The sequence below is a fragment of the Kitasatospora sp. NPDC042419 genome (assembly GCF_056437345.1).
This window is the reverse complement of record NZ_JBWKAW010000001.1, coordinates 274,270-297,470: the sequence shown is the minus strand read 5'-3', so window position 1 is coordinate 297,470 and position 23,201 is coordinate 274,270. Positions and strand designations below refer to the sequence as shown.

Genomic DNA, 23,201 nt, shown 5'->3' with positions numbered 1-23,201 from the left:
TGTCGCCCGTTTCCTCCGTGCGTGATCCCACAGGAGTGATCTGATGCTGCTCGTCGAGACCGATTTCCGGCAAGTGTCATGGTTTGTTCCTTCTCGACCGGAAGCCGTCTGTTATGTGCGGCACAGGGCGGTGGCGGAGGTCAGGGCGTGGGGCGTTGGTCGGGACGACCTGCTGGAGTTCGAACTGGTGGTCACCGAGCTGGTGACCAATGCGGTCGTGCATGCGGGCGGGAGTGCTGTCGGGGTCTCGCTTCGGACGGTCGCGGCGGGTGCCGTGGTGATCCGGGTGCGTGACTCCTGCCCGGGGTTCGTCAGTGGTCGGGCACGGCGAGATGGTGACGAGCATGGGCGGGGGCTCGTCATGGTGCGGCGGTTGGCGCCGGGCTGGTGGTGGGAGCCGTTGCCGGACGGGAAGGTGGTCTGCGCCGTGGTGGACGTGCGGGGGAGGGGAGGATGGGGGGATGGTGATGAGTGACGGGCGGTACGCGCCGGCGGCGACGCTGGCGGGGCTGGTGCAGCGGGGGCGGGGGCTCGGGGCGCGGATGGCCGCCGAGGATCCGGAGGCTGCCGCCGAGGTGGTCTACGGGTGTGTCCGGTGGGACTGGCGGTGGGACTCGGTCGACCGGCGGGGGCTCTACCTGGCACGGCTGGTGAGGGACCTGGAGCTGCCGCTGGGGCCGGTGGTGGAGGGGCTCGGCGCGGGGGAGGAGTCGGGCGAGCGGGCCGCCCGGGTGCTGGCGCTGCTGGCGCTGGACGGGTCGGGGGAGGCCTGGGAGGTGCTGCGGGCGTACGTGCGGAACGGGGAGCACTGGGTCGCCGCGCTGGAGGAGATGGCGCGGCGGTGGCCGGTGGAGTGGTGGGACGACCTGGCGGAGACCGGGCGGGAGCGGGCGGAGCGGGACCCGGAGGACCGGTGGGGGGAGCCGTGGTACCGGTGGGAGCTGGCCGGGCCGCGTCCGGTGCGCGGGCCCCGGGGGCCGAAGCCGTTGGCGGACGTCGACAACGCCGGGCTGCTGGAGCTGCTGGCGGATCCCGGGGAGTCGGAGGAGCGCAGGACCGCCGCGCTCGACGTGCTGGACGACCGGGGGCCCGAGCCCGGGGTGATCCCGTTGGTGCCTTCATTGGGCACGGCGGACGGGAAGTACGTGCTGTGGCCGCTGATCGGGGTGGTCGACAAGCTCGGCGCGCTGGCGGTGCCCGCCGCGCGGGAGTGGGCCGCGGTGACGGAACCGGAGTGGTTGAGGCTGCGTGGTCTCGATGTGCTGGCCGCGTGCGGGGAGGCCGAGGACATTCCCGCGCTGGTGGCGGAGCTGGAGCGGGGCTGGGTGGAGCGGCGGTGGTGCGGGCCGATGCGGACGGCGCGGGGGCTGGCGCGGTTCGGGGCGGAGGCCCGGGACGCGGTGTCGTTGCTCAGGCGGTTCTGGTTGTGGACGCCGCACTCGTACGAGCGCGTGAGCTACCTGGAGGCGCTGGCGGAGATCGATCGGATGGGCCTGGACAAGGTGTACCTGGAGTGCCTCTGGGACTGCGAGGACCAGGCCCGGCTGCTCGGGGTGCGGCACGCGCCGGACCGGGCGGAGGTCAGGGAGCGGCTGGCGTACCTGCGGGACGACGTGCTGGAGGAGCCCGAGGTCAGGGCCGCCGCCGGGGAGCGGCTGGCGGCCCTGGGCGGGTAGGGCCTACAGGCCGGGGATGCGGCCGTTGCGGTAGAGGTCGACGAACAGCTGGTGGTCGGCGCGCGCCCGGGCGCCGTAGGCGTGGGCGAAGTCGACCAGCATCGCCGTGAACCCGGCCTCGTCGCGGGCGATCGCCTCGTGGATGGCGTGCTCGGTGGAGAACGGCACCAGGGTGTGGCCGCTGGAGGACTCGTCGGCCGCCGCGTGCATGGTGGCGGTGGCCCGGCCCAGGTACCGGGTGACGGCGAGCAGGTCGGGCAGCTCGTTGAGGTCCCGCCAGTCGAGGTCCGTCGCGTACGGGGAGACCTCGGCGACCAGCTGGCCGCGGCCGCGCAGCGTCGTGTACCCGAGCCACGGGTCGCTGTGCGCCTGCAGGGCGCGCTGGGAGATCACCGTGCGGTGGCCCTCGTGCCGGAAGTAGCCGGCGATCGCGGGATCGTTGACGTGACGGGAGACGGCCGGGGTCTGCCCCTGCTTCATGTAGATGATGACGTCGTTCTCCAGGGCGTCGGTGTGCCCTTCGAGCAGCAGGTTGTACGAGGGCAGGCCGGCCGAGCCGATGCCGATCCCGCGGCGGCCGACCACGTCCTTGACCCGCAGGGCGGTCGGGCGGGTGCGGGAGGCCGGCGGCAGGGTGGTCAGGTAGTCCTCGAACGCGGCCAGCACCTCGGCCTTGGTGGGCTCGTCGAGCTCGATCGCGCCGCCGCCGAGGCGGAAGCGGCGGTCGTAGCCCTCGATGACGGTGTCGCCGTCGAGGAGCGAGACCCGGGTCCGCAGCCGGGCCTGCCGGAGGGTGTCGAGGACCGGGCCGGTGGTGGTGTCCAGGGTGTACGGGTCGGCGTCGCCGGAGGTGACGTGGGCGGCGATCCGGGCCCGGTAGGCGGTGGCGAAGGCGGTCACCAGCTCGGTGATCGTGTCGTCGGAGAGCGCCTTGGCGTAGCCGATCAGGGCGAGGGAGGCGGCGAGGCGCTGGACGTCCCAGGTGAAGGCGCCGACGTAGGCCTCGTCGAAGTCGTTGACGTTGAAGACCAGGCGGCCCTCGGCGTTCAGGTAGGTGCCGAAGTTCTCCGCGTGCAGGTCGCCGTGGATCCAGACCCGGCTGGTGCGCCCGTCGAGGAACGGCGCGGCGAACGACTCGAACGGCTCAGTGGTGAGGTCCGCGTAGTAGAGGCCGGCGGTGCCCCGGTAGAAGGCGAAGGCGGAGGCCGCCATCTTCCGGAACTTGACCCGGAACGCCGCCGGATCCTGGGCGAGGAGGTCGCCGAAGGCCGTGTCGAAGACGCCGAGGATGGTCTCCGCGCGGTCGGTGGCGGGGGGCTGCTGGTGCGGCATGGTGTCGGTTCCCTTGCGGCGAGTGAGGGCGGAGTGGCGGCTGTGCCCGAGGACTGGAAGGCGTGTCTCCGGAGGCTAGAGTAGGAGCGTGAACGCGTGAGTGCTGGTCCGGGCCCTGGTGGTGGCTCGGGCCGCAACTGTTTCCGGGCACCCTCTGTGACCTGGGCGTTCGCCGGCCAACCAGACAGCACGAGCCTCCGGAGGCCCCGCCTTGAGCGACCAGCCGTACGCGCATCTGCACGTCCACACCGAGTACTCGATGCTGGACGGTGCCGCCCGGCTGAAGCAGCTGTTCAAGGAGGTCGAGCGGCTGGGCCAGACCCACGTCGCGATGACCGACCACGGCAACATGTACGGCGCGGCCGAGTTCCACAAGCAGGCCACCGCCGCGGGGATCACCCCGGTGATCGGGATCGAGGCGTACGTCGCCCCGGAGTCCCGGTCCAACACCAAGCGCATCCTGTGGGGCCAGCCGCACCAGAAGAAGGACGACGTCTCCGCGTCCGGTGCCTACACCCACAAGACCATCTGGGCCCGGAACAAGGAGGGCCTGCACAACCTCTTCAAGCTGACCTCGCGCTCGTACGCCGAGGGCTGGCTGGTGAAGTGGCCCCGGATGGACAAGGAGATCATCGCCGAGCACGCGGCCGGCCTGATGGCCACCACCGGCTGTCCGTCCGGCGAGGTGCAGACCCGGCTGCGGCTGGGCCACTTCGACGAGGCGCTCAAGTCCGCCGCCGACTACCAGGACATCTTCGGCCGGGAGAACTACTTCCTGGAGCTGATGGACCACGGCCTGGACATCGAGAAGCGGGTCCGGGACGGGCTGCTGGAGATCAGCCGGAAGCTGGACATCCCGCCGGTGGTCACCAACGACTCGCACTACACCACCGAGGGCGACGCGGGCGCCCACGACCTGCTGCTCTGCGTGCAGACCGGCAAGAACCTCTCGGACCCGGACCGCTTCCGCTTCGACGGCACCGGTTACTACATCAAGTCGGCCGCCGAGATGTACGGGCTCGACTCCTCGGACGCCTGGCAGGAGGGCTGCCGGAACAGCCAGCTGCTGGTCGCCCAGCGGGTCGACACCGCCGGCATGTTCGAGTTCAAGAACCTGATGCCGCGCTTCCCGATCCCGGAGGGCTTCGAGTCCGAGGCGGACTTCTTCAAGTCCAAGGTCTGGGAGGGCATGGACTGGCGCTTCCCGAACGGGTACGACGAGGAGCACAAGAAGCTCGCCGAGTACGAGATGGACACCATCATCCAGATGGGGTTCCCGGCGTACTTCCTCGTGGTCGCCGACTTCATCATGTGGGCGAAGAGCCAGGGCATCGCGGTGGGCCCGGGCCGCGGCTCGGCGGCCGGTTCGCTGGTCGCCTTCGCGATGGGCATCACCGACCTCGACCCCATCCCGCACGGTCTGATCTTCGAGCGCTTCCTCAACCCCGAGCGCATCTCCATGCCCGACGTCGACATCGACTTCGACGAGCGCCGGCGCGGTGACGTGATCCGGTACGTGACGGAGAAGTGGGGCTCCGACAAGGTCGCCATGATCGTCACGTACGGCACCATCAAGGCGAAGGCCGCCATCAAGGACTCCTCGCGGGTCCTGGGCTACCCGTACGCGATGGGCGACCGGATCACCAAGGCGATGCCGCCGGACGTCATGGGCAAGGGCATCCCGCTGTCCGGCATCACGGACTCCAGCCACCCGCGCTACGGCGAGGCCGGCGAGATCCGCGGGCTGTACGAGAACGACCCGGACGTCCGCAAGGTGATCGACACCGCGCGCGGCATCGAGGGCCTGATCCGCCAGCCCGGTGTGCACGCCGCCGGCGTCATCATGTCCGCCGAGCCGCTGACCGACCACATCCCGGTGTGGACCCGGCACACCGACGGCGTCACCATCACGCAGTTCGACTACCCCACCTGTGAGGGCCTCGGCCTCCTCAAGATGGACTTCCTCGGCCTGCGCAACCTGACGATCATGGACGACGCCGTCAAGGCGATCGAGAAGAACAAGGGCGTCAAGATCAACCTGCTTGATCTGCCCCTGGACGACAAGCCGACCTACGAGCTGCTGGCGCGCGGCGACACGCTCGGCGTCTTCCAGCTCGACGGCGGACCCATGCGCTCGCTGCTGCGCCTGATGAAGCCCGACAACTTCGAGGACATCTCCGCCGTCCTGGCGCTCTACCGGCCCGGCCCGATGGGCGTCAACTCGCACACCAACTACGCGCTGCGCAAGAACGGGCAGCAGGAGATCACCCCGATCCACCCGGAGCTGGAGAAGCCCCTGGAGGAGATCCTCAAGCCGACGTACGGCCTGATCGTCTACCAGGAGCAGGTGCAGAAGGCCGCGCAGATCCTGGCCGGCTACTCGCTCGGTCAGGCCGACCTGCTGCGCCGTGCCATGGGCAAGAAGAAGAAGGAGATCCTGGAGGCCGAGTTCGTCCCCTTCCAGCGGGGCTGCCGCGAGCACGGCTACTCGGACGCGGCGATCCAGGCGGTCTGGGACGTCCTGGTCCCCTTCTCCGGCTACGCGTTCAACAAGGCGCACACCGCCGGGTACGGGCTGGTCTCGTACTGGACGGCGTACCTCAAGGCCAACTACCCGGCCGAGTACATGTCCGGGCTGCTGACGTCGGTCAAGGACGACAAGGACAAGTCGGCGGTCTACCTCAACGAGTGCCGGAAGATGGGCATCCAGGTGCTCCCGCCGGACGTCAACGAGTCGGACTCCGACTTCACCCCGCACGGGGACACCCTCGTCCGGTTCGGCCTGACCGCCATCCGCAACGTCGGCGGGCCGGTCGTCGAGTCGATGATCCGGACCCGGAAGGCGAAGGGGAAGTTCACGTCCTTCCCGGACTTCCTGGAGAAGGTGGAGTCGGTGGTCTGCAACAAGCGGACCGTCGAATCGCTGATCAAGGCGGGCTCCTTCGACTCGCTCGGGCACACCCGCAAGGGCCTGACCGCCGAGTTCGAGCCGATGATCGACAACGTCGTCGGGGTCAAGCGCAAGGAGGCCGAGGGGCAGTTCGACCTCTTCGGCGGCGACACGGTGAGCGAGGAACCGAGCTTCGGGCTGGACGTGGTCTTCTCCGAGGAGGAGTGGGACAAGTCCTTCCTGCTCACCCAGGAGCGGGAGATGCTCGGGCTGTACGTCTCCTCGCACCCGCTGCACGGCATCGAGCACCTCCTCGCCGACAAGGCGGACTGCGCGGTGGCCGACCTCGCGGAGCGCCCGGACGGGACGATCGTCACCATCGGCGGCATCATCTCGGGTCTCCAGCGGAAGATGACCAAGCAGGGCAACGCCTGGGCGATCGCGACGGTCGAGGACCTGGCGGGCTCGATCGACTGCATGTTCTTCCCGGCGAGCTACCAGCTGGTGTCCGCGCTGCTGGTCGAGGACTCGGTGGTGTTCGTCCGCGGCAAGCTGGACAAGCGGGAGGACGTGCCGCGGCTGATGGGCATGGAGCTGGCGGTGCCGGACCTCACGAACGTCGCCGCCCAGCTGCCGATCACCCTCACCATCGCGGAGAGCCGGCTCAACCCGGAGGTGGTGACCCGCCTCGGTGAGGTACTGGCCCACCACAAGGGGAGCACCGAGGTGCACGTCCACCTCCGGCGCGGTGGCACCACCACCGTGCTGCGGCTGGACCGGCACCGGGTCAAGTCCGACCCGGCGCTGTTCGGGGACCTCAAGCAGCTGCTCGGGCCGAGCTGCCTGGCGAACTGAGGCCGGCCCCCGGGGCCTTCAGACCACCGAGCCGCGCAGCCCCGGCGGGACGGCGGTGTGCAGGGCGGAGACGAACGCCGAGATCGCGGGGTGGGCGCCCGCGCCGGCCCGGAAGGCGGTGCGGGTGCGGCGGTACATCGGCAGCCGGGTGAGGGTGACGCCGGGCGGCGGCTCGGCGGTGCCCAGGTGGGGCACCAGCGCCACGCCCTGGCCGGCCGCGACCAGGGCGAGCACGGTGGCGAAGTCGTCGATCTGGTGGCGGACCCGGGGTGCGAAGCCGGCGCTCTCGCAGGCCCGGACGGCCATCGTGTGGCAGAGCGTGCCGGCCGGGGCGAGGATCCACGGCTCGGCGCGCTGGTCGGCGACCGTGCCGGGGCCGCGGGCCGCGAGGTACATCGGCTCGGTGAAGATCGGCCGGGTCAGCGCCAGTCCCGGCTCCGGCTCGGCCGGGACGAGGTCGTACTCGTGGACCAGGGCGACGTCCAGCTCCCCGGCGCGCAGCGCCGCCGCCACGGCGGCCGGGTCGACCTCGGTGACCATCGGCTCCAGCCCCGGGTGCCAGCCGGCCAGTTCGGCGAGCAGCGCGGGGACGATCGCGCGGGCGGCCGACGGGTAGGTGCCGATCCGCAGCGGTCCGGCGAGCCCCTCGCGGGCGTGGGCGAGTTCGGCGTCGGCCTGTTCCAGCCGCTCCAGCACCGCCTCGGCGTGCCGGACCAGGTTCAGGCCGGCCGGGGTGAGGGCGACCCGGCGGCCGGTGCGTTCCAGGAGTGGGACGCCGGCCTCCTTCTCCAGGACGGACAGCTGCTGGGAGACCGCCGAAGGGCTGAACGAGAGCGCCTCGGCGACGGCGGCGATGGTGCCGAGGTGGGCCAGTTCGCGCAGCAGGCGCAGGCGTCGGACATCGAGCATCGGCTCAGCTTACGAGAAGCTTCGGAAATGTGAACTGGACCTGTGCGATCGCCCGGCCGCAGGATCGTCGTCATGGAACACACGGCTCTCAGGGGCATCCACGTCCCGCTGATCACCCCCTTCGCCGCCGACGGCTCGGTCGCCCTGGACGCGCTGGAGAAGCTGGCCGGCTCGGTCCTGGACGACGGCGCGGCCGGGCTGGTGGCGCTCGGCACCACCGGCGAGCCGGCCACGCTGGACGCCGACGAGCGGCGCGCCGTCGTCGAGGTCTGCGCGGCCGTCTGCGCCGACCGGGGCGCCCGGCTGCTGGTCGGCGCGGGCGGCCCGGACACCCGGGCGGCCGCGGCGGAGCTGGCCGGGCTCGCCGGACGGGTACCGGGGACGGCCGCCGCGCTGGTCACCGCGCCGTCCTTCGTCCGGCCGGGCGAGGCCGGGACGGTCGCGCACTTCCGGGCACTGGCCGAGGCCAGCTCGGTGCCGCTGGTCGTCTACCACATCCCGTACCGGACCGGGCAGGCGCTGTCGGCCGGCGCGCTGCTGGAGCTGGCCGCCCTGCCGGGCGTGGTCGGGGTGAAGTACGCCACCGGCGGGGTGGACCAGGCCGCGGTGGAACTGCTCGCCGCCGCGCCGGAGGGCTTCGCGGTGCTGTCGGGCGAGGACGCCTTCCTCTCGCCGCTGCTGGCCCTCGGCGCGGCCGGCGGCATCCTGGCCGCCGCGCACCTGGCGACCGCCCGGTTCGTCGAGCTGGTCGAGGCCTGGGAGGCCGGGGACGCGGCGCGCGCCCGCGCGCTGGGCCACCGGCTGACCGGGCTGGCGCTCGCCGCCTTCGCGGCGCCGAACCCGTCGGTGGTCAAGGGCGTGCTGCACGCGCAGGGGCGGATCCCGACGCCGGACGTCCGGCTTCCGCTGCTGCCGGCCGGGCCGGCCGAGGTCGCGCACGCCCTGGAGCTGGCCACTGGTCTGGACCACTGACCGGTCGAGGGCTCTCACACCGTGGAATACCAGGCCGGATTCCGCCCGTGACAAGGCATGATGGGCGGAGTGCGGCTGTGAACAGCACGATCAAGAGGAGTAGTCGGAAATGAAGATCGGCATTGTCGGGGCCACCGGCCAGGTCGGCGGCGTGGTCCGCGAGATCCTGGCGGAGCGGGCAGGTCTCCCTGGCGGACTGGGCCCGGTGGAGCAGCTGCGGCTGTTCGCCTCGGCCCGCTCGGCCGGACGCACCCTGCCGTGGCAGGGCACCGAGGTCACCGTCGAGGACGCGGCCACGGCCGACTACACCGGCCTGGACATCGTGATCTTCTCCGCCGGCGGCTCCACCTCCAAGGAGCTCGCCCCCAAGGCCGCCGCCGCCGGTGCCGTCGTCATCGACAACTCCTCCGCCTGGCGCCGCGACCCCGAGGTCCCGCTGGTCGTCTCCGAGGTCAACCCGCAGGCCATTGCCGACCGCCCCAAGGGCATCATCGCCAACCCGAACTGCACCACCATGGCCGCCATGCCCGTGCTGCGCCCGCTGCACGACGAGGCCGGCCTCGTCGCGCTGGTCGTCTCCACCTACCAGGCCGTCTCCGGCAGCGGTGTGGCCGGCGTGGCCGAGCTGCAGGACCAGGCCGCCAAGGTCGTCGACGGCGCCTCCGCGCTCGCCCACGACGGCTCCGCGGTCGAGTTCCCCGAGCCCAAGGTCTACAAGCGCCCGATCGCCTTCAACGTGCTGCCGCTGGCCGGCTCGATCGTCGACGACGGCTCCAACGAGACCGACGAGGAGCAGAAGCTCCGCCACGAGAGCCGCAAGATCCTCGGCATCCCCGGCCTGAAGGTCGCCGGCACCTGCGTGCGCGTCCCGGTCTTCTCCGGCCACTCGCTGCAGATCAACGCCCGCTTCGAGCGCCCGATCAGCCCCGAGCGCGCCGCCGAGCTGCTCGCCGGCGCCCCCGGCGTCGAGCTGAGCGAGATCCCCACCCCGCTCCAGGCCGCCGGCCGGGACCCGAGCTACGTCGGCCGCATCCGCGCCGACGAGACGGTCGAGCACGGCCTCTCGCTGTTCGTCTCCAACGACAACCTGCGCAAGGGCGCCGCCCTCAACGCCGTCCAGCTGGCCGAACTGGTCGCCGCCGAACTCAAGGGATGACCCCGCCGCCGGGCACCCGGCAGCACCGGTACGAAGGGCCCCGCCGCACCGGCGGGGCCCTTCCGTCCGTTGCGGGACCGCGACAACCGCCGAGGTTCGGCCGGCGAACCAGGGGGAAAAGGTGACCCAACGATCGGGCGGATGCGGGCACCCCCTCACCCCCTCCCCGCCCGGGAGACGGGCGGACCGCGCCCACCCCGGTACCGCCGCCCCCGGCGGAGCCGGACCCCGAGGGCGAGCGGAAAGAGGCGCGCGATGGACCGCTGTGTCGTCCTGGTGGATGCCGGATACCTGCTGGGCGCCGCCGCCAGCCTGCTCGCCGGAGACCCGTCGCGCTCCAAGGTCTCCGTCGACCACACCGCGCTGATCGCCGCCCTGCGGGAACGCGCCGAGGCCGAGACCGGCCTGCCGCTGCTGCGCATCTACTGGTTCGACGCCGCACCCGACCGCCGCCCGATGCCCGAGCACCGCCGGCTCCGGGTCCTGCCCCGGGTCACCGTCCGGCTCGGCGCGCTCACCCGGGCCGAGGGCCGCTGGGTGCAGAAGGGCGTCGACGCGGCGATGCACGCCGAACTCTCCGAACTCGCCCGCAACCGGGCCTGCGCCGACGTCGTGCTGATCACCGGGGACGGCGACCTGCTGCCCGGCATGATGTCCGCCAAGGAGCACGGCGTCGTCGTCCACCTCTGGGCGCTCCAGGCCGCCGACGGCGACTTCAACCAGTCCGAGGACCTGGTCGGCGAGGCCGACGAACGGCGGGTGCTGGACCGCGAGTGGATCGAGGGCTCCTTCAGCCTCCGCGAGACCTCCGCCGTCTTCCCCGCCCCCGGCCCCCGGCACGAGATCGCCAAGATCCTCGCCGCCCCGCCCGCCGCACCCCCCGCCGCCCTGCCCGGCACGATCCCCGGCGGACTGCCGGCCGCCGGCGGGCAGTCCGCCGGCCTCCCGTCGGCCGGGGCGCCCGCGCCCGCCGCCGCCGCTGCCGTCCCGGCGGTCAACGGCAGCCGCCCGCAGTCGGCCACCGCGCTCAAGGTCGTCCCCACCCCCAAGGACCTCGCCGGCCGCAGCGCCGACCGGCAGCCCCCCGCCGCCCACCACCACCCGGCCGGCCCGGTGCTGCGCTGGTCCTCCGACCGCGGCTGGGTCGACCGCCCCGTCCCCGAACCGGCCGTCACCGCCGGGGACGGCCTGCCCACGCTGGCCCAGCTCACCACCGCCGAACAGCGCTGGGCCGACCGCGAGGAGGACATCACCACGATCGGCGGCGACGCCCACGAGGTCGGCCAGGTCTTCGCCCGCCGCTGGACCGGACGGATCGGCGACGTCGAACGGCTCACCGTGCTCTGGCCCGACTACCCGCGCATCCCGCACCGGGTCGACGGCGAGCTGCTCCGCTACGCCGCCCGGTTCGGCCTGCTCGCGCACAAGGACGACCAGATCGACGAGCACGACCGGTACGCGATCCGGGCCGGCTTCTGGAAGGAGCTCGCCGCCCGCGTCCCGGGAGGGGAACTGGTCGTCGACGACTGATCCGGCCGCACCGGCGGGAAGCGGGCCGGAGGGGCGGCGGCGTCCGGGGCGGGGCGCCGACGCCCGGCGGACGAGGCCCCCGGCGCGGCGGGGCGGTGTAGGCACCCCGCGGCCCGTCCACCCGGCCGGCGAGCCGATCGTCGACGACTGACCTGCGGAGGGGTGGCGGAACGGGCCCCCTTGTCCGGTTCGCCGGTTGCACCGCGTAGAGTCTTCGGTCGTGAGCGAGACGGCCGGGCGGGCACCCCAGGAGACCTCGCCGTGCTGCGCCGTACGCGACCTCGTGAGGACGTACCGCGCCGGGCGCGGTGCCGCCGCGAGCGAGATCCGGGCCAACGACGGCATCACCCTGACCGTCCGGCAGGGCGAGATCTTCGGCCTGCTCGGACCCAACGGGGCGGGCAAGTCCACCCTGGTCCGTCAGCTGACCGGGCTGCTGCGGCCCGACTCCGGTTCGATCGAGCTGCTCGGCCACGACGTGGTGAAGCACCCCGAGCGGGCCGCCCGGCTGCTGGGCTACCTCGGGCAGGAGTCCACCGCGCTGGACGAGCTGACCGTCGCCCTCGCCGCCGAGACCACCGGACGGCTGCGCGGCCTCGGCCGGACGCAGGCCCGGGCGGCCGCCGACGAGGTGATCACCGAGCTGGCGCTGGAGCCGCTCGCCCACCGTCCGCTCGCCAAGCTCTCCGGCGGCCAGCGCCGGCTCGCCTGCTTCGCCGCCGCACTGGTCGGCGACCGGCCGCTGCTCGTCCTCGACGAGCCGACCACCGGCATGGACCCGATCGCCCGCCGGTCCGTCTGGGCCGCCCTCGAACGGCGCCGGGCCGAGCGGGACGCCACCGTGCTGCTGGTCACCCACAACGTGATCGAGGCGGAGACCGTGCTGGACCGGGTCGCCGTGGTCGACGACGGCCGGATCATCGCGTGCGACACCCCCGGCGGCCTCAAGGCGCTGGTCGACGGCGACGTCCGGCTCGACCTGGTCTGGCGGGACGAGGCGCCGCTCGGCGTCCCCGCGGTGGCCGCGCTGGCCGAGCGGGCCGAGCGCACCGGCCGGCGCTGGACCGTCCGCACCACCCCCGAGCAGGCCCGCGAACTGGTCGCCGCCGTCACGACCGGCCCGGCCTTCGCGGCCCTGGACGACTTCACCCTGGCCACCCCGAGCCTTGAGGACGCGTACCTCAAGCTGGGCGGCCGCCACGGAGGACTGGCCAAGTGACGCTGCTCTCGGTACCGCCGCGGACTGCCCCGGTGACGGCGGGCGTGCCCGCCCCGCTCGCCCCGGCCGCCCGGCTGCTGCCCGCCCTCGCCGCGGTGTACCGGGCGCAGCTGGCGCGGGCGAGGGTGGCCCGGATCCCGCTGCTGTTCGTGGCCACCTTCCAGTCGCTCGGCATCCTGGTGATGATGCGGGGCGTCGTCGACGCGGGGCAGACCTCGGCCGCCCGGTACGTGGTGGCCGGCTCCAGCGTGCTGGTCGTCGCGTTCGTCGCGCTCAACCTGCTCGCCCAGTACTTCGGCCGGCTGCGGGCCACCGGCGGACTCGACCACTACGCGACGCTGCCGGTGCCGGCCGCCTCGGTGGTGCTCGGGGCGGCCGCCGCGTACGCCTCCTTCACGCTGCCGGGGTCGCTGCTCACGGCGGGCGCCGGTGCGGTCATGTTCGGGCTGCCGCTCGGACAGCTGTGGGTGCTCCTCGCCGTGGTGCCGCTGGCGGGTGCCGCGCTCTCCGGGCTCGGCGCGGTCTGCGGGCTGCTCGCGCCCCGGCAGGAGCTGGCGACCATGCTCGGGCAGCTCGGCATGTCGGCGGCGCTGCTGCTCGGCGTCCTGCCGGTCGACCACCTGCCGCAGCCGGTGCTCTGGATGCGCAGCCTGCTGCCGTCCACGTACGGGGTCGAGGCGTTCGCGCGGACCTTCGAGCCGGACCCGGACTGGGCGGCGGTGGTCGGCGACCTCGCGGTCTGCGCCGGGGTGGGCGTGGTGTCGCTGGCGGCCGCCACGTGGGCCTACCGTCGGGCGACCCGGCGGTAGGGCGGTGCCCGGCGGGTGCCGGGGTGGCGGCGGGGCGGGTGCCCGGGTGGCGCGGCCGTCGCGGTGGCGGTCGTGAAACGATGGGCACCGTGACCGTACCGAACACACCTCCGGATCCCGCGCGAGCCGACGCCGACGCCGTCACGGACGCCGTTCCCGATCCGTACGCGCCGCCGCGGGCCCCGGCGCCGGGCCACTACCCGGTGCTGGACCTGGTCTCCGCGAAGCGGTCGGACGAGCCCGCGCTGCAGCGGCTGGCGCCCGAGCTGCGGATCGGGGCGATCACGGTACTGGCCTGTCTGGTGCTGGGTGTGGCGATGGCGGGGCTCTGGGCCTGGCTGGCGCCCAAGGTCCCGCTGGTGGTGGACGGCAACAAGATCCTCTACGGGGACCCGGAGGGGGAGCAGCGCGCCGGGGCGGACAGCGTCTTCGTGCTGATCGGCCTGGGCATGGGCGTCCTGACCGCGCTCGGGGCGTTCCTGGTCACCCGGAAGCGGGGCGGCGGGATCGCGGTCGCCGTCGGGCTCGCCGTCGGCGGGCTGCTCGCCTCGGTGGGGGCCTGGGGGCTGGGGCGGTGGCTCGGGCCGAGCGGCGACCTGGTCGCGGAGGCGCGGCGGGTCGGGAACGGCGGGCACTTCCAGGCGGACATCGACCTCGGCGCGTACGGGGCGGTGCTGGCCTGGCCGATGGCGGCGATGGTGGTGCTGCTCGCGCTGTCGGCGGCGTTCGGGAAGCGCGAGGAGGACCCGCCGCCGTACTGGGCGGGGCCGTACGGGGCTCCGCTGCCCCCGGCGGACGGCGCGCCCGTGCATCCGGTGCACCCGGTGCATCCGGCGGACGCGGGGCCGGTGCCGCCGCACGACGTGCGGCCGGCGCCCCCGGAGGACCGGCGGCAGGGCTGAGCACTTCCGGCGGCCCGCCGGGGGCGGTGCGGCCCCGTGGAGCGCCCCCGGCGGGCCGCCGGCCGGCGTCCGGGGCCTCAGTGGGCGATCGGTGCGGTGTGCGCCCTGGTGAGGGTGACGAGGTGGGCCGGGGCCAGCTCGACCTCCAGGCCCCGGCGGCCGGCCGAGACGTAGACCGTGGGGTGGGCGAGCGCGCTGGCGTCGACGACGGTGCGCAGCGGACGGCGCTGGCCCAGCGGGGAGATGCCGCCGAGGACGTAGCCGCTGCTGCGTTCGGCGGCCGCCGGGTCGGCCATCGCGGCGCGCTTGCCGCCGACGGCGGCGGCCAGGGCCTTGAGGTCGAGCCGGCCGGCGACCGGGACGACGCCCACGGTGAGGACGCCGTCCACGTCGGCGACCAGGGTCTTGAAGACCCGGTCGGCCGGGACGCCGAGCGCCTCGGCGGCCTCGCCGCCGTAGGAGGCGGCGGCCGGGTCGTGCTCGTAGGCGTGGACGGTGAACGGCACGGCGGCGGTCTCCAGGGCGACGGTGGCGGGGGTGCCCTGGCCGCCCTTCTTCGGCTTCTTGGCCATGTGCGGGTCTCCGGTGCGGGTCGGTCGGGGCGGGTCAGTTGGGGCTGAAGGACTGCCGGGTGAGGTCGACGGCCGGGAGCGAGGGGAGCCAGCCGAGCACGGCCGTCTCGCGGCGGAGCAGGTCGAGTTCGAGGCGCAGCCGCTGGGCGTTGTCGGGGCAGGCGAGCAGCTTCTGCTTGAGCGGGGTCTCCAGGACGGACGCGGCGGCGACCAGGTAGGAGAGCACCTGGGGGTCGTCGGGCAGTTCCTGGCGGCCGACGGTGCTGGCCTCGCGGGCGCCGGCCAGGCGCTTCTGGTACGTGCGGAAGGCGCGTTCGACCTCGGAGGCGAGGACGCCCGAGCCCTCTCCGGTGCGTTCCTCGATCGGCTCGGCCTCGCCGGTGAGGTACGGGCCGCCGGTGTCCGCCGAGCGGAGCCGGAACCGGGTGGTGCCGGTGACCAGCAGCTCGTACCGGCCGTCCGGCTGGGGCTGGACGGAGGTGAGGTCGGCGACGCAGCCGACGTGGTGCAGCGCCTCCAGCGGGTCGCCGGTGGCCGTGCCGAGGCCGTCCAGCGGGCCGGCCGGGCCGTCGTCGGGGCGGACCCGGGCGACCTCGCGGCCGTCCTTGATGGCGAGCACGCCGAACCGGCGGGGCTCGTCCTCGGGCAGGGCGAGCAGGTCGGCGACGAGACGGCGGTAGCGCTCCTCGAAGACGTTCAGGGGCAGCACCAGGCCCGGGTAGAGCACGGTGTTCAGCGGGAAGAGCGGCAGCCGTTCTGTCACGGCGGACAGCGTAGTTCCCCGGGCGGGCCGAGCGCCCGGGGGTTACCGGGCCGATCGGCCCGGCCCGGCCCCCGGGACGCCCCCGGGACGCCCCCTCGGCCGGACACGCCCTAGCCGCGCTGGAGCATCCGGCTGGCGCCGGCGGCGACCGTGGTGGCGAGCACCCAGCCGATGACGACCAGGCCGGCGGCCACCCACTGGGAGGCCCCGCCGGGGTTCCAGCCCTGCTGGCCGAGGTCGACGACGGGCAGCAGCTGGCCCAGCGCGTACAGCACCGGGTTCCAGTGCGGCCGCTCGTCGGCCTTGAGCGGCTGCAGCTCGTGGGTGGCGAAGTACAGGCTGCCGAGCGCCCAGGCGAGCAGCAGCCACAGCGCGGCCCGGTTGGGGCGGAACCCGTAGCCGACGGTGGCGTCCTGGACCCGCCCCCAGATCCGGGCCGGCAGCGGCAGGGTCTGCCGGCGGCGGCGCTGCTTGGCGTAGAGCACCTCGCGGGCGTCGTCGTCGGCGCCGTCGCGGCGCAGCGCGGCGGCCAGCTGCTCGTACGACTCGGGCTGGAAGTCGACCGAGGAGCCCTCCAGCCAGGCGATCCGCTGCCGGACGCTGAACGGCGCGGCCGGGCGCAGGCACTCGTAGGTGAAGCCGGTGAGGCCCAGGTGCCGGCCCTGCGGCCAGGCGTCGGGGGCGTCGACCAGGTTGCCGACCCGGGCGCGGGAGAGCGAGACCGGCCCGGTGGGCGGGGTGCGGCAGGTGAAGCGCAGCTCGGGGGTCTGGATCCGGCGCAGCGCCAGTTCGTCCCCCTCGCCGAGGTGGAACTCGGCGCCGGAGATCAGGCAGGCGTTCTCGAAGCGGCCGTCGGAGAGCCGGACGCGGCCGTACGCGCGGAACGGGGTGCTGGAGGCGCCGGTCGGGATGACCTGGCCGTAGCCGGAGCCGTAGTAGGACTGCGAGTCGGTCCAGCCCCGGTCCGCCGAACTGCTCAGGTACAGCGTGTGGCCGACGATTATTCGCGGGGCGTTGAGCGCGTTGGGGTTGTCCGGGACGGCCCGCAGCCGGGCGCCGCGCAGCGAGAACCGGCCGCCGATCCGGGCGGTGCGCAGGCTGACCTCGCCGAGGGTCTCCAGCCGTTCGGCCTCGAAGTCCTGGTTGACGGCGAGGCCGTCGGCGGACAGCGCCCGGCCGAACCGGTCGCCGCCGAGCACGGCCTGGTTGAGCAGCAGGTCGGTGCCGATCCGGGCGTCGGTGAGCCGCACGCCCTCCGGGACGCGGCAGCGCGCCAGGTGGAGGTCGCCGGAGGTGGCGAGGCGGGAGGCCTCCAGGCGGGGGATCAGGCAGCCGACGAAGCGCAGTGTGCCGGCCTCGGCCTCGGAGATCAGGATCTTCTGCTCGAACCGGCAGTCGTGGAGCTCCACGTAGTGGCTGATGGTGCCGCCGGCGAGCCGCAGCGGGCCGGCGACCAGGACGCCGGTCAGCTTGAGCGAGGCGACCCGGCCGGGGACGGCGGAGGGCCCGTCCAGCAGCAGCCGGGAGAGCACCTCGGCGCGCACGGTCCGCTCGGGGCCCCACTCGGCGTCGCCGAACGGGTCGTCCTGCTCGGGGACTCCGGTCCGCAGGTCGTGGATCCGGCCGTGCCGGAACGCCTGCCAGAGCCCCTGCTCGGCCGCCGTCCAGCCGTCGGGTGCCCGTTCGGTCATGGTTCCCCCCTGCTTCCCCCGGGTCGTCTCGCCCTTCGTATCACGGACTGAAATGCGGGGCCGCAGGTTCCGGCCACTCCTTACACTGGGTGGCGTGATCTCTCGAATCGACCTCCGCGGCTCGCTCGACGACCCGCGTGACCTGCTGCCCCGTGCCGAGTTCGACGTCGCGGCCGCCCTGGAGAAGGTGCGGCCGATCGCCGAGGACGTGCACCATCGCGGCGTGCGGGCACTGATCGAGATCACCGAGCGCTTCGACGGCGTGCGGCTGGAGACCACCCGTGTCCCCGCCGAGCAGCTCGCCGAGGCCCTGGAGACGCTCGACCCGAAGGTGCGCGCCGCACTGGAGGAGTCGATCCGCCGGGCCCGCACGGTGCACGCCGACCAGCGCCGCGAGGAGCACACCACCAAGGTCGTGCCGGGCGGCACGGTCACCCAGCGCTGGGTGCCGGTGGACCGGGTCGGGCTGTACGTGCCCGGCGGGCTGGCGGTCTACCCGTCCTCCGTTGTGATGAACGTCGTGCCGGCCCAGGAGGCGGGCGTCCAGGGCATCGCGGTCACCTCGCCGCCGCAGAAGGCCTTCGGCGGCCGGGTGCACCCGACCATCCTGGCGGCCTGCGCGCTGCTCGGCGTCACCGAGGTGTACGCGGTCGGCGGCGCCCAGGCGGTCGCCATGTTCGCGCTCGGCACCGAGGAGTGCGAGCCGGTCAACATGGTCACCGGCCCCGGCAACATCTACGTCGCCGCCGCCAAGCGCTACTTCGCCGGTCGGATCGGCATCGACTCGGAGGCCGGCCCGACCGAGATCGCCGTCCTCGCCGACGACAGCGCCGACCCGGCCGAGGTCGCCGCCGACCTGATCAGCCAGGCCGAGCACGGACCCACCTCGGGTTCGGTGCTGGTCACCGACTCGCCCGGGCTGGCCGAGGCGGTGGAGGCCGAGCTGAAGGCGCAGGTCGCCCGCACCCGGCACAGCGAGCGGGTCGCCGAGGCGCTGGGCGGCCGGCAGTCCGGCGTCATCCTGGTCGACGACCTCGACCAGGGCCTGGCGGTGGTCAACGCCTACGCCGCCGAGCACCTGGAGATCCAGACCCGGGACGCCCACGCGGTCGCCGCCCGGGTCCGCAACGCGGGCGCGATCTTCATCGGCCGGTACACGCCGGTCTCGCTCGGCGACTACGCGGCCGGCTCCAACCACGTGCTGCCCACCGGCGGCTGCGCCTGCCACTCCTCGGGCCTGTCCGTGCAGACCTTCCTGCGCGGCGTCCAGGTCGTCGAGTACGACCGCGAGGCCCTGGCCGGCATCGCCGCCCACGTCGTCAACCTGGCGGACGCCGAGGACCTGCCCGGTCACGGCGACGCGATCAAGGCCCGATTCGACTGGACGGTTCCCGGCACGTGACCACGATCGACTCCCTCCCCATCCGGGACGAGCTGCGCGGCCAGTCCCCGTACGGCGCGCCGCAGCTCGACGTCCCCGTCCAGCTGAACACCAACGAGAACCCCTACCCGCTCCCCGAGGAGCTGGTGGCCCGGATCGCCGAGCGGGTCGCCGAGGCCGCCCGCAACCTCAACCGCTACCCGGACCGGGACGCGGTCGAGCTGCGCGAGGGCCTGGCGGCCTACCTGACCCGCACCACCGGCCACCCGGTCGCCCGGGAGAACGTCTGGGCCGCCAACGGCTCCAACGAGGTGCTCCAGCAGCTGCTCCAGACCTTCGGCGGCCCCGGCCGCACCGCGCTCGGCTTCGAGCCCTCCTACTCGATGCACGCCCTGATCTCCCGGGGCACCGGCACCGACTGGATCTCCGGACCGCGCAACGACGACTTCACCGTCGACCTCGACGCGGCCGCCGAGGCCATCGCCGGGCACCGGCCGAACGTCGTGTTCGTCTGCTCGCCGAACAACCCGACCGGCACCGCCGTCGAGGCCGACACCGTGCTGCGGCTGTACGAGGCCGCGCAGGCCGCCCGCCCCAGCCTGGTGGTGGTCGACGAGGCGTACGTCGAGTTCTCGCACCGGGAATCGCTGCTGAAGCTGATCGAGGGCCGCCCCAACCTGGTGGTCACCCGCACCATGTCCAAGGCCTTCGGCGCGGCCGGACTGCGCCTGGGCTACCTGGCCGCCGACCCCGCGGTGGTCGACGCGGTGCAGCTGGTCCGCCTGCCGTACCACCTGTCGGCCGTCACCCAGGCCACCGCACTGGCGTGCCTGGAGCACACCGACACCCTGCTCGGCTACGTCGGCCGGCTCAAGGCCGAGCGCGACCGGCTGGTCGAGGCACTGCGCGGGCTCGGGCTGGAGGTGACCGACTCGGACGCCAACTTCGTCCAGTTCGGCCGCTTCGCCGACACCCACGCCGCCTGGCAGGCCATCCTCGACCACGGCGTCCTGGTCCGTGACAACGGCGTCCCCGGATGGCTGCGCGTCACCGCCGGCACCCCCGCCGAGAACGACGCCTTCCTGGACGCCGTCGCCAATGTGATCAAGGAGCTGTAACCCCGGATGACCCGTATCGGACGCGTCGAACGCACCACCAAGGAGACCTCGGTCCTCGTCGAGATAGACCTCGACGGCACCGGCAAGACCGACATCTCCACGGGCGTCGGCTTCTACGACCACATGCTCGACCAGCTCGGCCGGCACGGCCTCTTCGACCTCACCGTGAAGACCGACGGCGACCTGCACATCGACACCCACCACACCATCGAGGACACCGCCCTCGCGCTCGGCGCCGCCTTCAAGCAGGCGCTCGGCGACAAGGTCGGCATCTACCGGTTCGGCAACTGCACCGTGCCGCTGGACGAGTCCCTCGCCCAGGTGACCGTCGACCTCTCCGGCCGCCCCTACCTGGTGCACACCGAGCCGGAGAAGATGGCGCCGATGATCGGCACCTACGACACCACCATGACCCGGCACATCCTGGAGTCCTTCGTGGCCCAGGCGCAGATCGCCCTGCACGTCCACGTGCCGTACGGGCGCAACGCGCACCACATCGTGGAGTGCCAGTTCAAGGCGCTGGCCCGGGCGCTGCGCTACGCCGCCGAGCGCGACCCGCGCGCGGCCGGCATCCTCCCGTCGACCAAGGGTGCCCTGTGAGCAAGTCCGCGCTCGTCCTCATCTTCGCGGGCCTCTTCCTGGCCGGCGGCGTGATCTCGTTCTGGAAGCAGAAGATCCCGAAGGGCGTCATCGTCGTGCTCGCGCTCGGCTCGGCGATGTGCCTCGCCGCCGGCCTGATGCGCCTGTAACCGCCGAGCGACCGAAAGACTGGACACCTGAACATGGGCAAGAACGTCGTCGTGCTCGACTACGGCTCGGGCAACCTCCGCTCGGCCCAGCGCGCGCTGGAGCGCACCGGGGCGAACGTCACCGTCACCTCCGACTTCCAGGCCGCGATGGACGCGGACGGCCTGCTCGTCCCCGGTGTCGGCGCCTTCGAGGCCTGCATGCGCGGGCTGAAGGCCGTCCGCGGGGACTGGATCATCGGCCGCCGGCTCGCCGGGGGCCGCCCCGTCATGGGCATCTGCGTCGGCATGCAGATCCTCTTCGAGAAGGGGGTCGAGCACGGGGTGGAGACCGCCGGCTGCGACGAGTGGCCGGGCACCGTGGAACCGCTGGAAGCCCCGGTCGTCCCGCACATGGGCTGGAACACCGTCGACGCCCCCGCGGACGGCCGGATGTTCGCCGGACTCGACGCGGACACCCGCTTCTACTTCGTGCACTCCTACGCGGTGCGCCGCTGGGAACTGGAGGTCCACAGCGCGCGGATCAACCCGCCGCTGGTGACCTGGGCGACGCACGGCGAGCCGTTCGTCGCCGCCGTCGAGAACGGCCCGCTGTGGGCCACCCAGTTCCACCCGGAGAAGTCCGGCGACGCCGGCGCCGCCCTGCTGACCAACTGGGTCAACACCCTCTGACGATCTGAGAGTTGCCAACACCATGAGTCGCCTCGAACTGCTCCCCGCCGTCGACGTCCGGGACGGCCAGGCGGTCCGCCTGGTCAAGGGTGCCTCCGGCACCGAGACCTCCTTCGGCGAGCCGCTCGCCGCCGCCCTCGCCTGGCAGAACGCCGGCGCCGAGTGGCTCCACCTGGTCGACCTCGACGCCGCCTTCGGCACCGGCTCCAACCGCGAGCTGCTCCGCGAGGTCACCGCGGCCCTCGACATCAAGGTCGAGCTGTCCGGCGGCATCCGCGACGACGAGTCGCTGGCCGCCGCGCTGGCCACCGGCTGCACCCGGGTCAACCTCGGCACCGCCGCCCTGGAGAGCCCCGAGTGGGTCGCCAAGGTCATCGCCGAGCACGGCGACCAGATCGCCGTCGGCCTGGACGTGGTCGGCACCACCCTGCGCGGCCGCGGCTGGACCCGCGACGGCGGCCAGCTCTTCGACGTGCTGGCCCGCCTCGACGCCGAGGGCTGCGCCCGGTACGTGGTCACCGACGTCAACCGGGACGGCACCCTGACCGGCCCCAACCTGCAGCTGCTGCGCGACGTCTGCGCCGCCACCGACCGCCCGGTGGTCGCCTCCGGCGGCGTCTCCTCGCTGGACGACCTGCGGGCGATCGCCACGCTGGTCGGCGAGGGAGTCGAGGGAGCGATCGTCGGCAAGGCACTCTACGAGCAGAAGTTCACCCTCGAAGAGGCCTTGGAGGCAGTGTCCCGATGAGCACAGGGTCAACCGGCGGCTCCGCCCCGGGCCCGGCCGCGCAGCGGCACGACCGGGTCCCCGGCTCCTTCCCCCAGGAGGAGGAGTTCGGCTTCTCCCGAGCCGTCGCGGCGGGGGACTTCGTCCTCGTCTCCGGCGCCACCGCCCTCGACGTGGACGGCGTCGTCCACCACGAGGGCGACCCGTACGGGCAGACGCTCGCCGCCTTCGGGACGGCGCGCGAGGCCCTGGAGCGGTTCGGCCTCACCCTCGCGGACGTGGTCCGCACCCGGATCTACGTGACCCACGTCCGGGACTGCGCCGAGGCCGGCCGCGCCCACAAGTTCCTCTTCGACACGGTCCGTCCCGCCGCCACCATGGTGGTGGTCGAGGGACTGGTCGACTCCCGGATGATGGTCGAGGTCGAGATCGACGCCCACCGTGCCGGGCTCGCCACGACGCTGGAAGGCAAACCGCAGTGACCCTCGCAGTACGTGTCATCCCCTGCCTGGACGTCGACGCCGGCCGCGTGGTCAAGGGCGTCAACTTCCAGAACCTGCGCGACGCCGGTGACCCGGTCGAGATGGCCAAGCTCTACGACGCCGAGGGCGCGGACGAGCTGACCTTCCTCGACATCACCGCGTCCTCGGGCGACCGCGAGACCACCTACGACGTGGTCCGCCGCACCGCCGAGCAGGTCTTCATCCCGCTCACCGTCGGCGGCGGCATCCGCGCCGTCGAGGACGTCGACAAGCTGCTCCGGGCGGGCGCCGACAAGGTCGGCGTCAACACCGCGGCGATCGCACGGCCGGAGCTGGTCCGGGAGATCGCCCGGCGGTTCGGCCGCCAGGTGCTGGTGCTCTCGGTCGACGCCCGGCGCTGCCCGCCCGGCACCGAGACGGAGTCGGGCTTCGAGGTCACCACGCACGGCGGACGCCAGGGCACCGGCCTGGACGCCGTCGAGTGGGCCGGCCGCGCCGCCGAGCTGGGCGCGGGCGAGATCCTGCTCAACTCGATGGACGCGGACGGCACCAAGGACGGCTACGACCTGGAGCTGATCCGGGCCGTCCGCAAGACGGTCTCGGTGCCGGTGATCGCCTCGGGCGGCGCCGGGAAGCTCGCGGACTTCGCCCCGGCGGTGGAGGCCGGCGCGGACGCGGTGCTGGCCGCCAGCGTCTTCCACTTCGGGGACCTGCGGATCGGCGAGGTCAAGAACGCGCTGCGGGAGGCCGGGCACCCGGTCCGCTGAGGCGGGCCGGGCGCCGGGTTCGCCCGGGTTCG

Annotated in this window: 22 protein-coding genes; 17 read left to right on the top strand and 5 right to left on the bottom strand. The window is 73.4% G+C overall.

Translation table 11 applies throughout. The features are described from left to right. The first annotated feature begins 43 nt into the window (after positions 1-43). Both AC067J_RS01360 and AC067J_RS01355 read left to right on the top strand, forming a co-directional pair. A complete protein-coding gene (locus AC067J_RS01360; RefSeq protein WP_478295895.1) occupies positions 44-475 on the top strand; it encodes an ATP-binding protein in 432 nt (143 codons plus the stop codon). Further along, on the top strand, positions 462-1,676 hold the full coding sequence (locus tag AC067J_RS01355) for a hypothetical protein (protein ID WP_478295894.1): 1,215 nt from the start codon (positions 462-464) through the stop codon (positions 1,674-1,676). The genes AC067J_RS01360 and AC067J_RS01355 overlap by 14 nt, the downstream gene beginning before the upstream one ends. Positions 1,677-1,679: 3 nt before the next feature. Here AC067J_RS01355 and AC067J_RS01350 read toward each other — a convergent pair whose 3' ends face one another. Next, the gene (locus AC067J_RS01350) at positions 1,680-3,008 is read right to left on the bottom strand and encodes a DUF2252 domain-containing protein (RefSeq protein ID WP_478295893.1); all 1,329 of its coding nucleotides are present in this window, start codon (positions 3,006-3,008) and stop codon (positions 1,680-1,682) included. A gap of 211 nt (positions 3,009-3,219) precedes the next feature. On the opposite strand from AC067J_RS01350, the gene dnaE reads away from it, so the two are divergent. Further along, positions 3,220-6,753: a DNA polymerase III subunit alpha gene (dnaE, locus tag AC067J_RS01345; protein WP_478295892.1), complete on the top strand. Its 3,534-nt coding sequence runs from the start codon at positions 3,220-3,222 to the stop codon at positions 6,751-6,753. Positions 6,754-6,771: 18 nt separating this feature from the next. Here the strand turns inward: dnaE and AC067J_RS01340 are convergent, their stop codons facing one another. Then, positions 6,772-7,662, bottom strand: coding sequence for a LysR family transcriptional regulator (locus AC067J_RS01340; protein ID WP_478295891.1), 891 nt, complete (start codon positions 7,660-7,662; stop codon positions 6,772-6,774). Between the two features lie 72 nt (positions 7,663-7,734). On the opposite strand from AC067J_RS01340, the gene AC067J_RS01335 reads away from it, so the two are divergent. From AC067J_RS01335 to AC067J_RS01310, 6 genes are all read left to right on the top strand, one after another. Next, a complete protein-coding gene (locus tag AC067J_RS01335) occupies positions 7,735-8,634 on the top strand; it encodes a dihydrodipicolinate synthase family protein (RefSeq protein WP_478295890.1) in 900 nt (299 codons plus the stop codon). Positions 8,635-8,743: 109 nt separating this feature from the next. Next, entirely contained in the window at positions 8,744-9,790 is a 1,047-nt protein-coding gene (locus tag AC067J_RS01330; RefSeq protein ID WP_478295889.1) for an aspartate-semialdehyde dehydrogenase, read from the top strand. Between the two features lie 255 nt (positions 9,791-10,045). Continuing rightward, positions 10,046-11,320: an NYN domain-containing protein gene (locus tag AC067J_RS01325; protein ID WP_478295888.1), complete on the top strand. Its 1,275-nt coding sequence runs from the start codon at positions 10,046-10,048 to the stop codon at positions 11,318-11,320. Between the two features lie 220 nt (positions 11,321-11,540). Then, positions 11,541-12,539 (top strand): ABC transporter ATP-binding protein, encoded by a 999-nt coding sequence (locus AC067J_RS01320; protein ID WP_478295887.1) that lies wholly within the window; start codon positions 11,541-11,543, stop codon positions 12,537-12,539. A 2-nt stretch (positions 12,540-12,541) separates the two neighbouring features. Then, positions 12,542-13,348 carry an ABC transporter permease gene (locus AC067J_RS01315; RefSeq protein WP_478296347.1) on the top strand — a complete coding sequence of 269 codons (807 nt, stop codon included), beginning with the start codon at positions 12,542-12,544 and terminating at the stop codon, positions 13,346-13,348. Between the two features lie 89 nt (positions 13,349-13,437). Further along, a complete protein-coding gene (locus AC067J_RS01310) occupies positions 13,438-14,250 on the top strand; it encodes a hypothetical protein (RefSeq protein ID WP_478295886.1) in 813 nt (270 codons plus the stop codon). A 77-nt stretch (positions 14,251-14,327) separates the two neighbouring features. Here the strand turns inward: AC067J_RS01310 and ybaK are convergent, their stop codons facing one another. From ybaK to AC067J_RS01295, 3 genes are all read right to left on the bottom strand, one after another. Continuing rightward, positions 14,328-14,822, bottom strand: coding sequence for a Cys-tRNA(Pro) deacylase (ybaK, locus tag AC067J_RS01305; RefSeq protein WP_478295885.1), 495 nt, complete (start codon positions 14,820-14,822; stop codon positions 14,328-14,330). A 34-nt stretch (positions 14,823-14,856) separates the two neighbouring features. Beyond that, on the bottom strand, positions 14,857-15,594 hold the full coding sequence (locus tag AC067J_RS01300; protein WP_478296346.1) for an LON peptidase substrate-binding domain-containing protein: 738 nt from the start codon (positions 15,592-15,594) through the stop codon (positions 14,857-14,859). Between the two features lie 101 nt (positions 15,595-15,695). After that, on the bottom strand, positions 15,696-17,276 hold the full coding sequence (locus AC067J_RS01295; RefSeq protein WP_478295884.1) for an oxidoreductase: 1,581 nt from the start codon (positions 17,274-17,276) through the stop codon (positions 15,696-15,698). A 94-nt stretch (positions 17,277-17,370) separates the two neighbouring features. On the opposite strand from AC067J_RS01295, the gene hisD reads away from it, so the two are divergent. The 8 genes from hisD to hisF are packed head-to-tail and all read left to right on the top strand — an operon-like array spanning position 17,371 to position 23,169. Continuing rightward, positions 17,371-18,678: a histidinol dehydrogenase gene (hisD, locus tag AC067J_RS01290; RefSeq protein WP_478295883.1), complete on the top strand. Its 1,308-nt coding sequence runs from the start codon at positions 17,371-17,373 to the stop codon at positions 18,676-18,678. Then, positions 18,675-19,775 (top strand): histidinol-phosphate transaminase, encoded by a 1,101-nt coding sequence (locus AC067J_RS01285; protein WP_478295882.1) that lies wholly within the window; start codon positions 18,675-18,677, stop codon positions 19,773-19,775. The genes hisD and AC067J_RS01285 overlap by 4 nt, the downstream gene beginning before the upstream one ends. Before the next feature lie 6 nt (positions 19,776-19,781). Beyond that, on the top strand, positions 19,782-20,375 hold the full coding sequence (hisB, locus tag AC067J_RS01280) for an imidazoleglycerol-phosphate dehydratase HisB (protein WP_327676322.1): 594 nt from the start codon (positions 19,782-19,784) through the stop codon (positions 20,373-20,375). Then, positions 20,372-20,524, top strand: a complete 153-nt coding sequence (locus tag AC067J_RS01275; protein ID WP_478295881.1) for a hypothetical protein — start codon at positions 20,372-20,374, stop codon at positions 20,522-20,524. Before hisB ends, AC067J_RS01275 begins: the two co-directional genes overlap by 4 nt. 33 nt (positions 20,525-20,557) lie before the next feature. Next, positions 20,558-21,193, top strand: coding sequence for an imidazole glycerol phosphate synthase subunit HisH (hisH, locus tag AC067J_RS01270; protein WP_478295880.1), 636 nt, complete (start codon positions 20,558-20,560; stop codon positions 21,191-21,193). Positions 21,194-21,215: 22 nt separating this feature from the next. Then, entirely contained in the window at positions 21,216-21,941 is a 726-nt protein-coding gene (priA, locus tag AC067J_RS01265) for a bifunctional 1-(5-phosphoribosyl)-5-((5-phosphoribosylamino)methylideneamino)imidazole-4-carboxamide isomerase/phosphoribosylanthranilate isomerase PriA (RefSeq protein ID WP_478295879.1), read from the top strand. Next, positions 21,938-22,402: a Rid family hydrolase gene (locus tag AC067J_RS01260; RefSeq protein WP_478295878.1), complete on the top strand. Its 465-nt coding sequence runs from the start codon at positions 21,938-21,940 to the stop codon at positions 22,400-22,402. The genes priA and AC067J_RS01260 overlap by 4 nt, the downstream gene beginning before the upstream one ends. Continuing rightward, a complete protein-coding gene (hisF, locus tag AC067J_RS01255; protein ID WP_478295877.1) occupies positions 22,399-23,169 on the top strand; it encodes an imidazole glycerol phosphate synthase subunit HisF in 771 nt (256 codons plus the stop codon). Before AC067J_RS01260 ends, hisF begins: the two co-directional genes overlap by 4 nt. The last annotated feature ends 32 nt before the right edge of the window (positions 23,170-23,201 follow it).

What these genes read in the sequence shown, in the direction of transcription:
- ybaK (WP_478295885.1), bottom strand. Translation starts at nt 14,822, where the DNA reads ATGGCCAAGAAGCCGAAGAAGGGCGGCCAGGGCACCCCCGCCACCGTC.
- AC067J_RS01355 (WP_478295894.1), top strand. Translation starts at nt 462, where the DNA reads ATGGTGATGAGTGACGGGCGGTACGCGCCGGCGGCGACGCTGGCGGGG.
- AC067J_RS01330 (WP_478295889.1), top strand. Translation starts at nt 8,744, where the DNA reads ATGAAGATCGGCATTGTCGGGGCCACCGGCCAGGTCGGCGGCGTGGTC.
- AC067J_RS01260 (WP_478295878.1), top strand. Translation starts at nt 21,938, where the DNA reads ATGAGCACAGGGTCAACCGGCGGCTCCGCCCCGGGCCCGGCCGCGCAG.
- hisH (WP_478295880.1), top strand. Translation starts at nt 20,558, where the DNA reads ATGGGCAAGAACGTCGTCGTGCTCGACTACGGCTCGGGCAACCTCCGC.
- AC067J_RS01350 (WP_478295893.1), bottom strand. Translation starts at nt 3,008, where the DNA reads ATGCCGCACCAGCAGCCCCCCGCCACCGACCGCGCGGAGACCATCCTC.
- priA (WP_478295879.1), top strand. Translation starts at nt 21,216, where the DNA reads ATGAGTCGCCTCGAACTGCTCCCCGCCGTCGACGTCCGGGACGGCCAG.
- AC067J_RS01360 (WP_478295895.1), top strand. Translation starts at nt 44, where the DNA reads ATGCTGCTCGTCGAGACCGATTTCCGGCAAGTGTCATGGTTTGTTCCT.
- AC067J_RS01325 (WP_478295888.1), top strand. Translation starts at nt 10,046, where the DNA reads ATGGACCGCTGTGTCGTCCTGGTGGATGCCGGATACCTGCTGGGCGCC.
- AC067J_RS01335 (WP_478295890.1), top strand. Translation starts at nt 7,735, where the DNA reads ATGGAACACACGGCTCTCAGGGGCATCCACGTCCCGCTGATCACCCCC.
- hisB (WP_327676322.1), top strand. Translation starts at nt 19,782, where the DNA reads ATGACCCGTATCGGACGCGTCGAACGCACCACCAAGGAGACCTCGGTC.
- AC067J_RS01340 (WP_478295891.1), bottom strand. Translation starts at nt 7,662, where the DNA reads ATGCTCGATGTCCGACGCCTGCGCCTGCTGCGCGAACTGGCCCACCTC.
- AC067J_RS01295 (WP_478295884.1), bottom strand. Translation starts at nt 17,276, where the DNA reads ATGACCGAACGGGCACCCGACGGCTGGACGGCGGCCGAGCAGGGGCTC.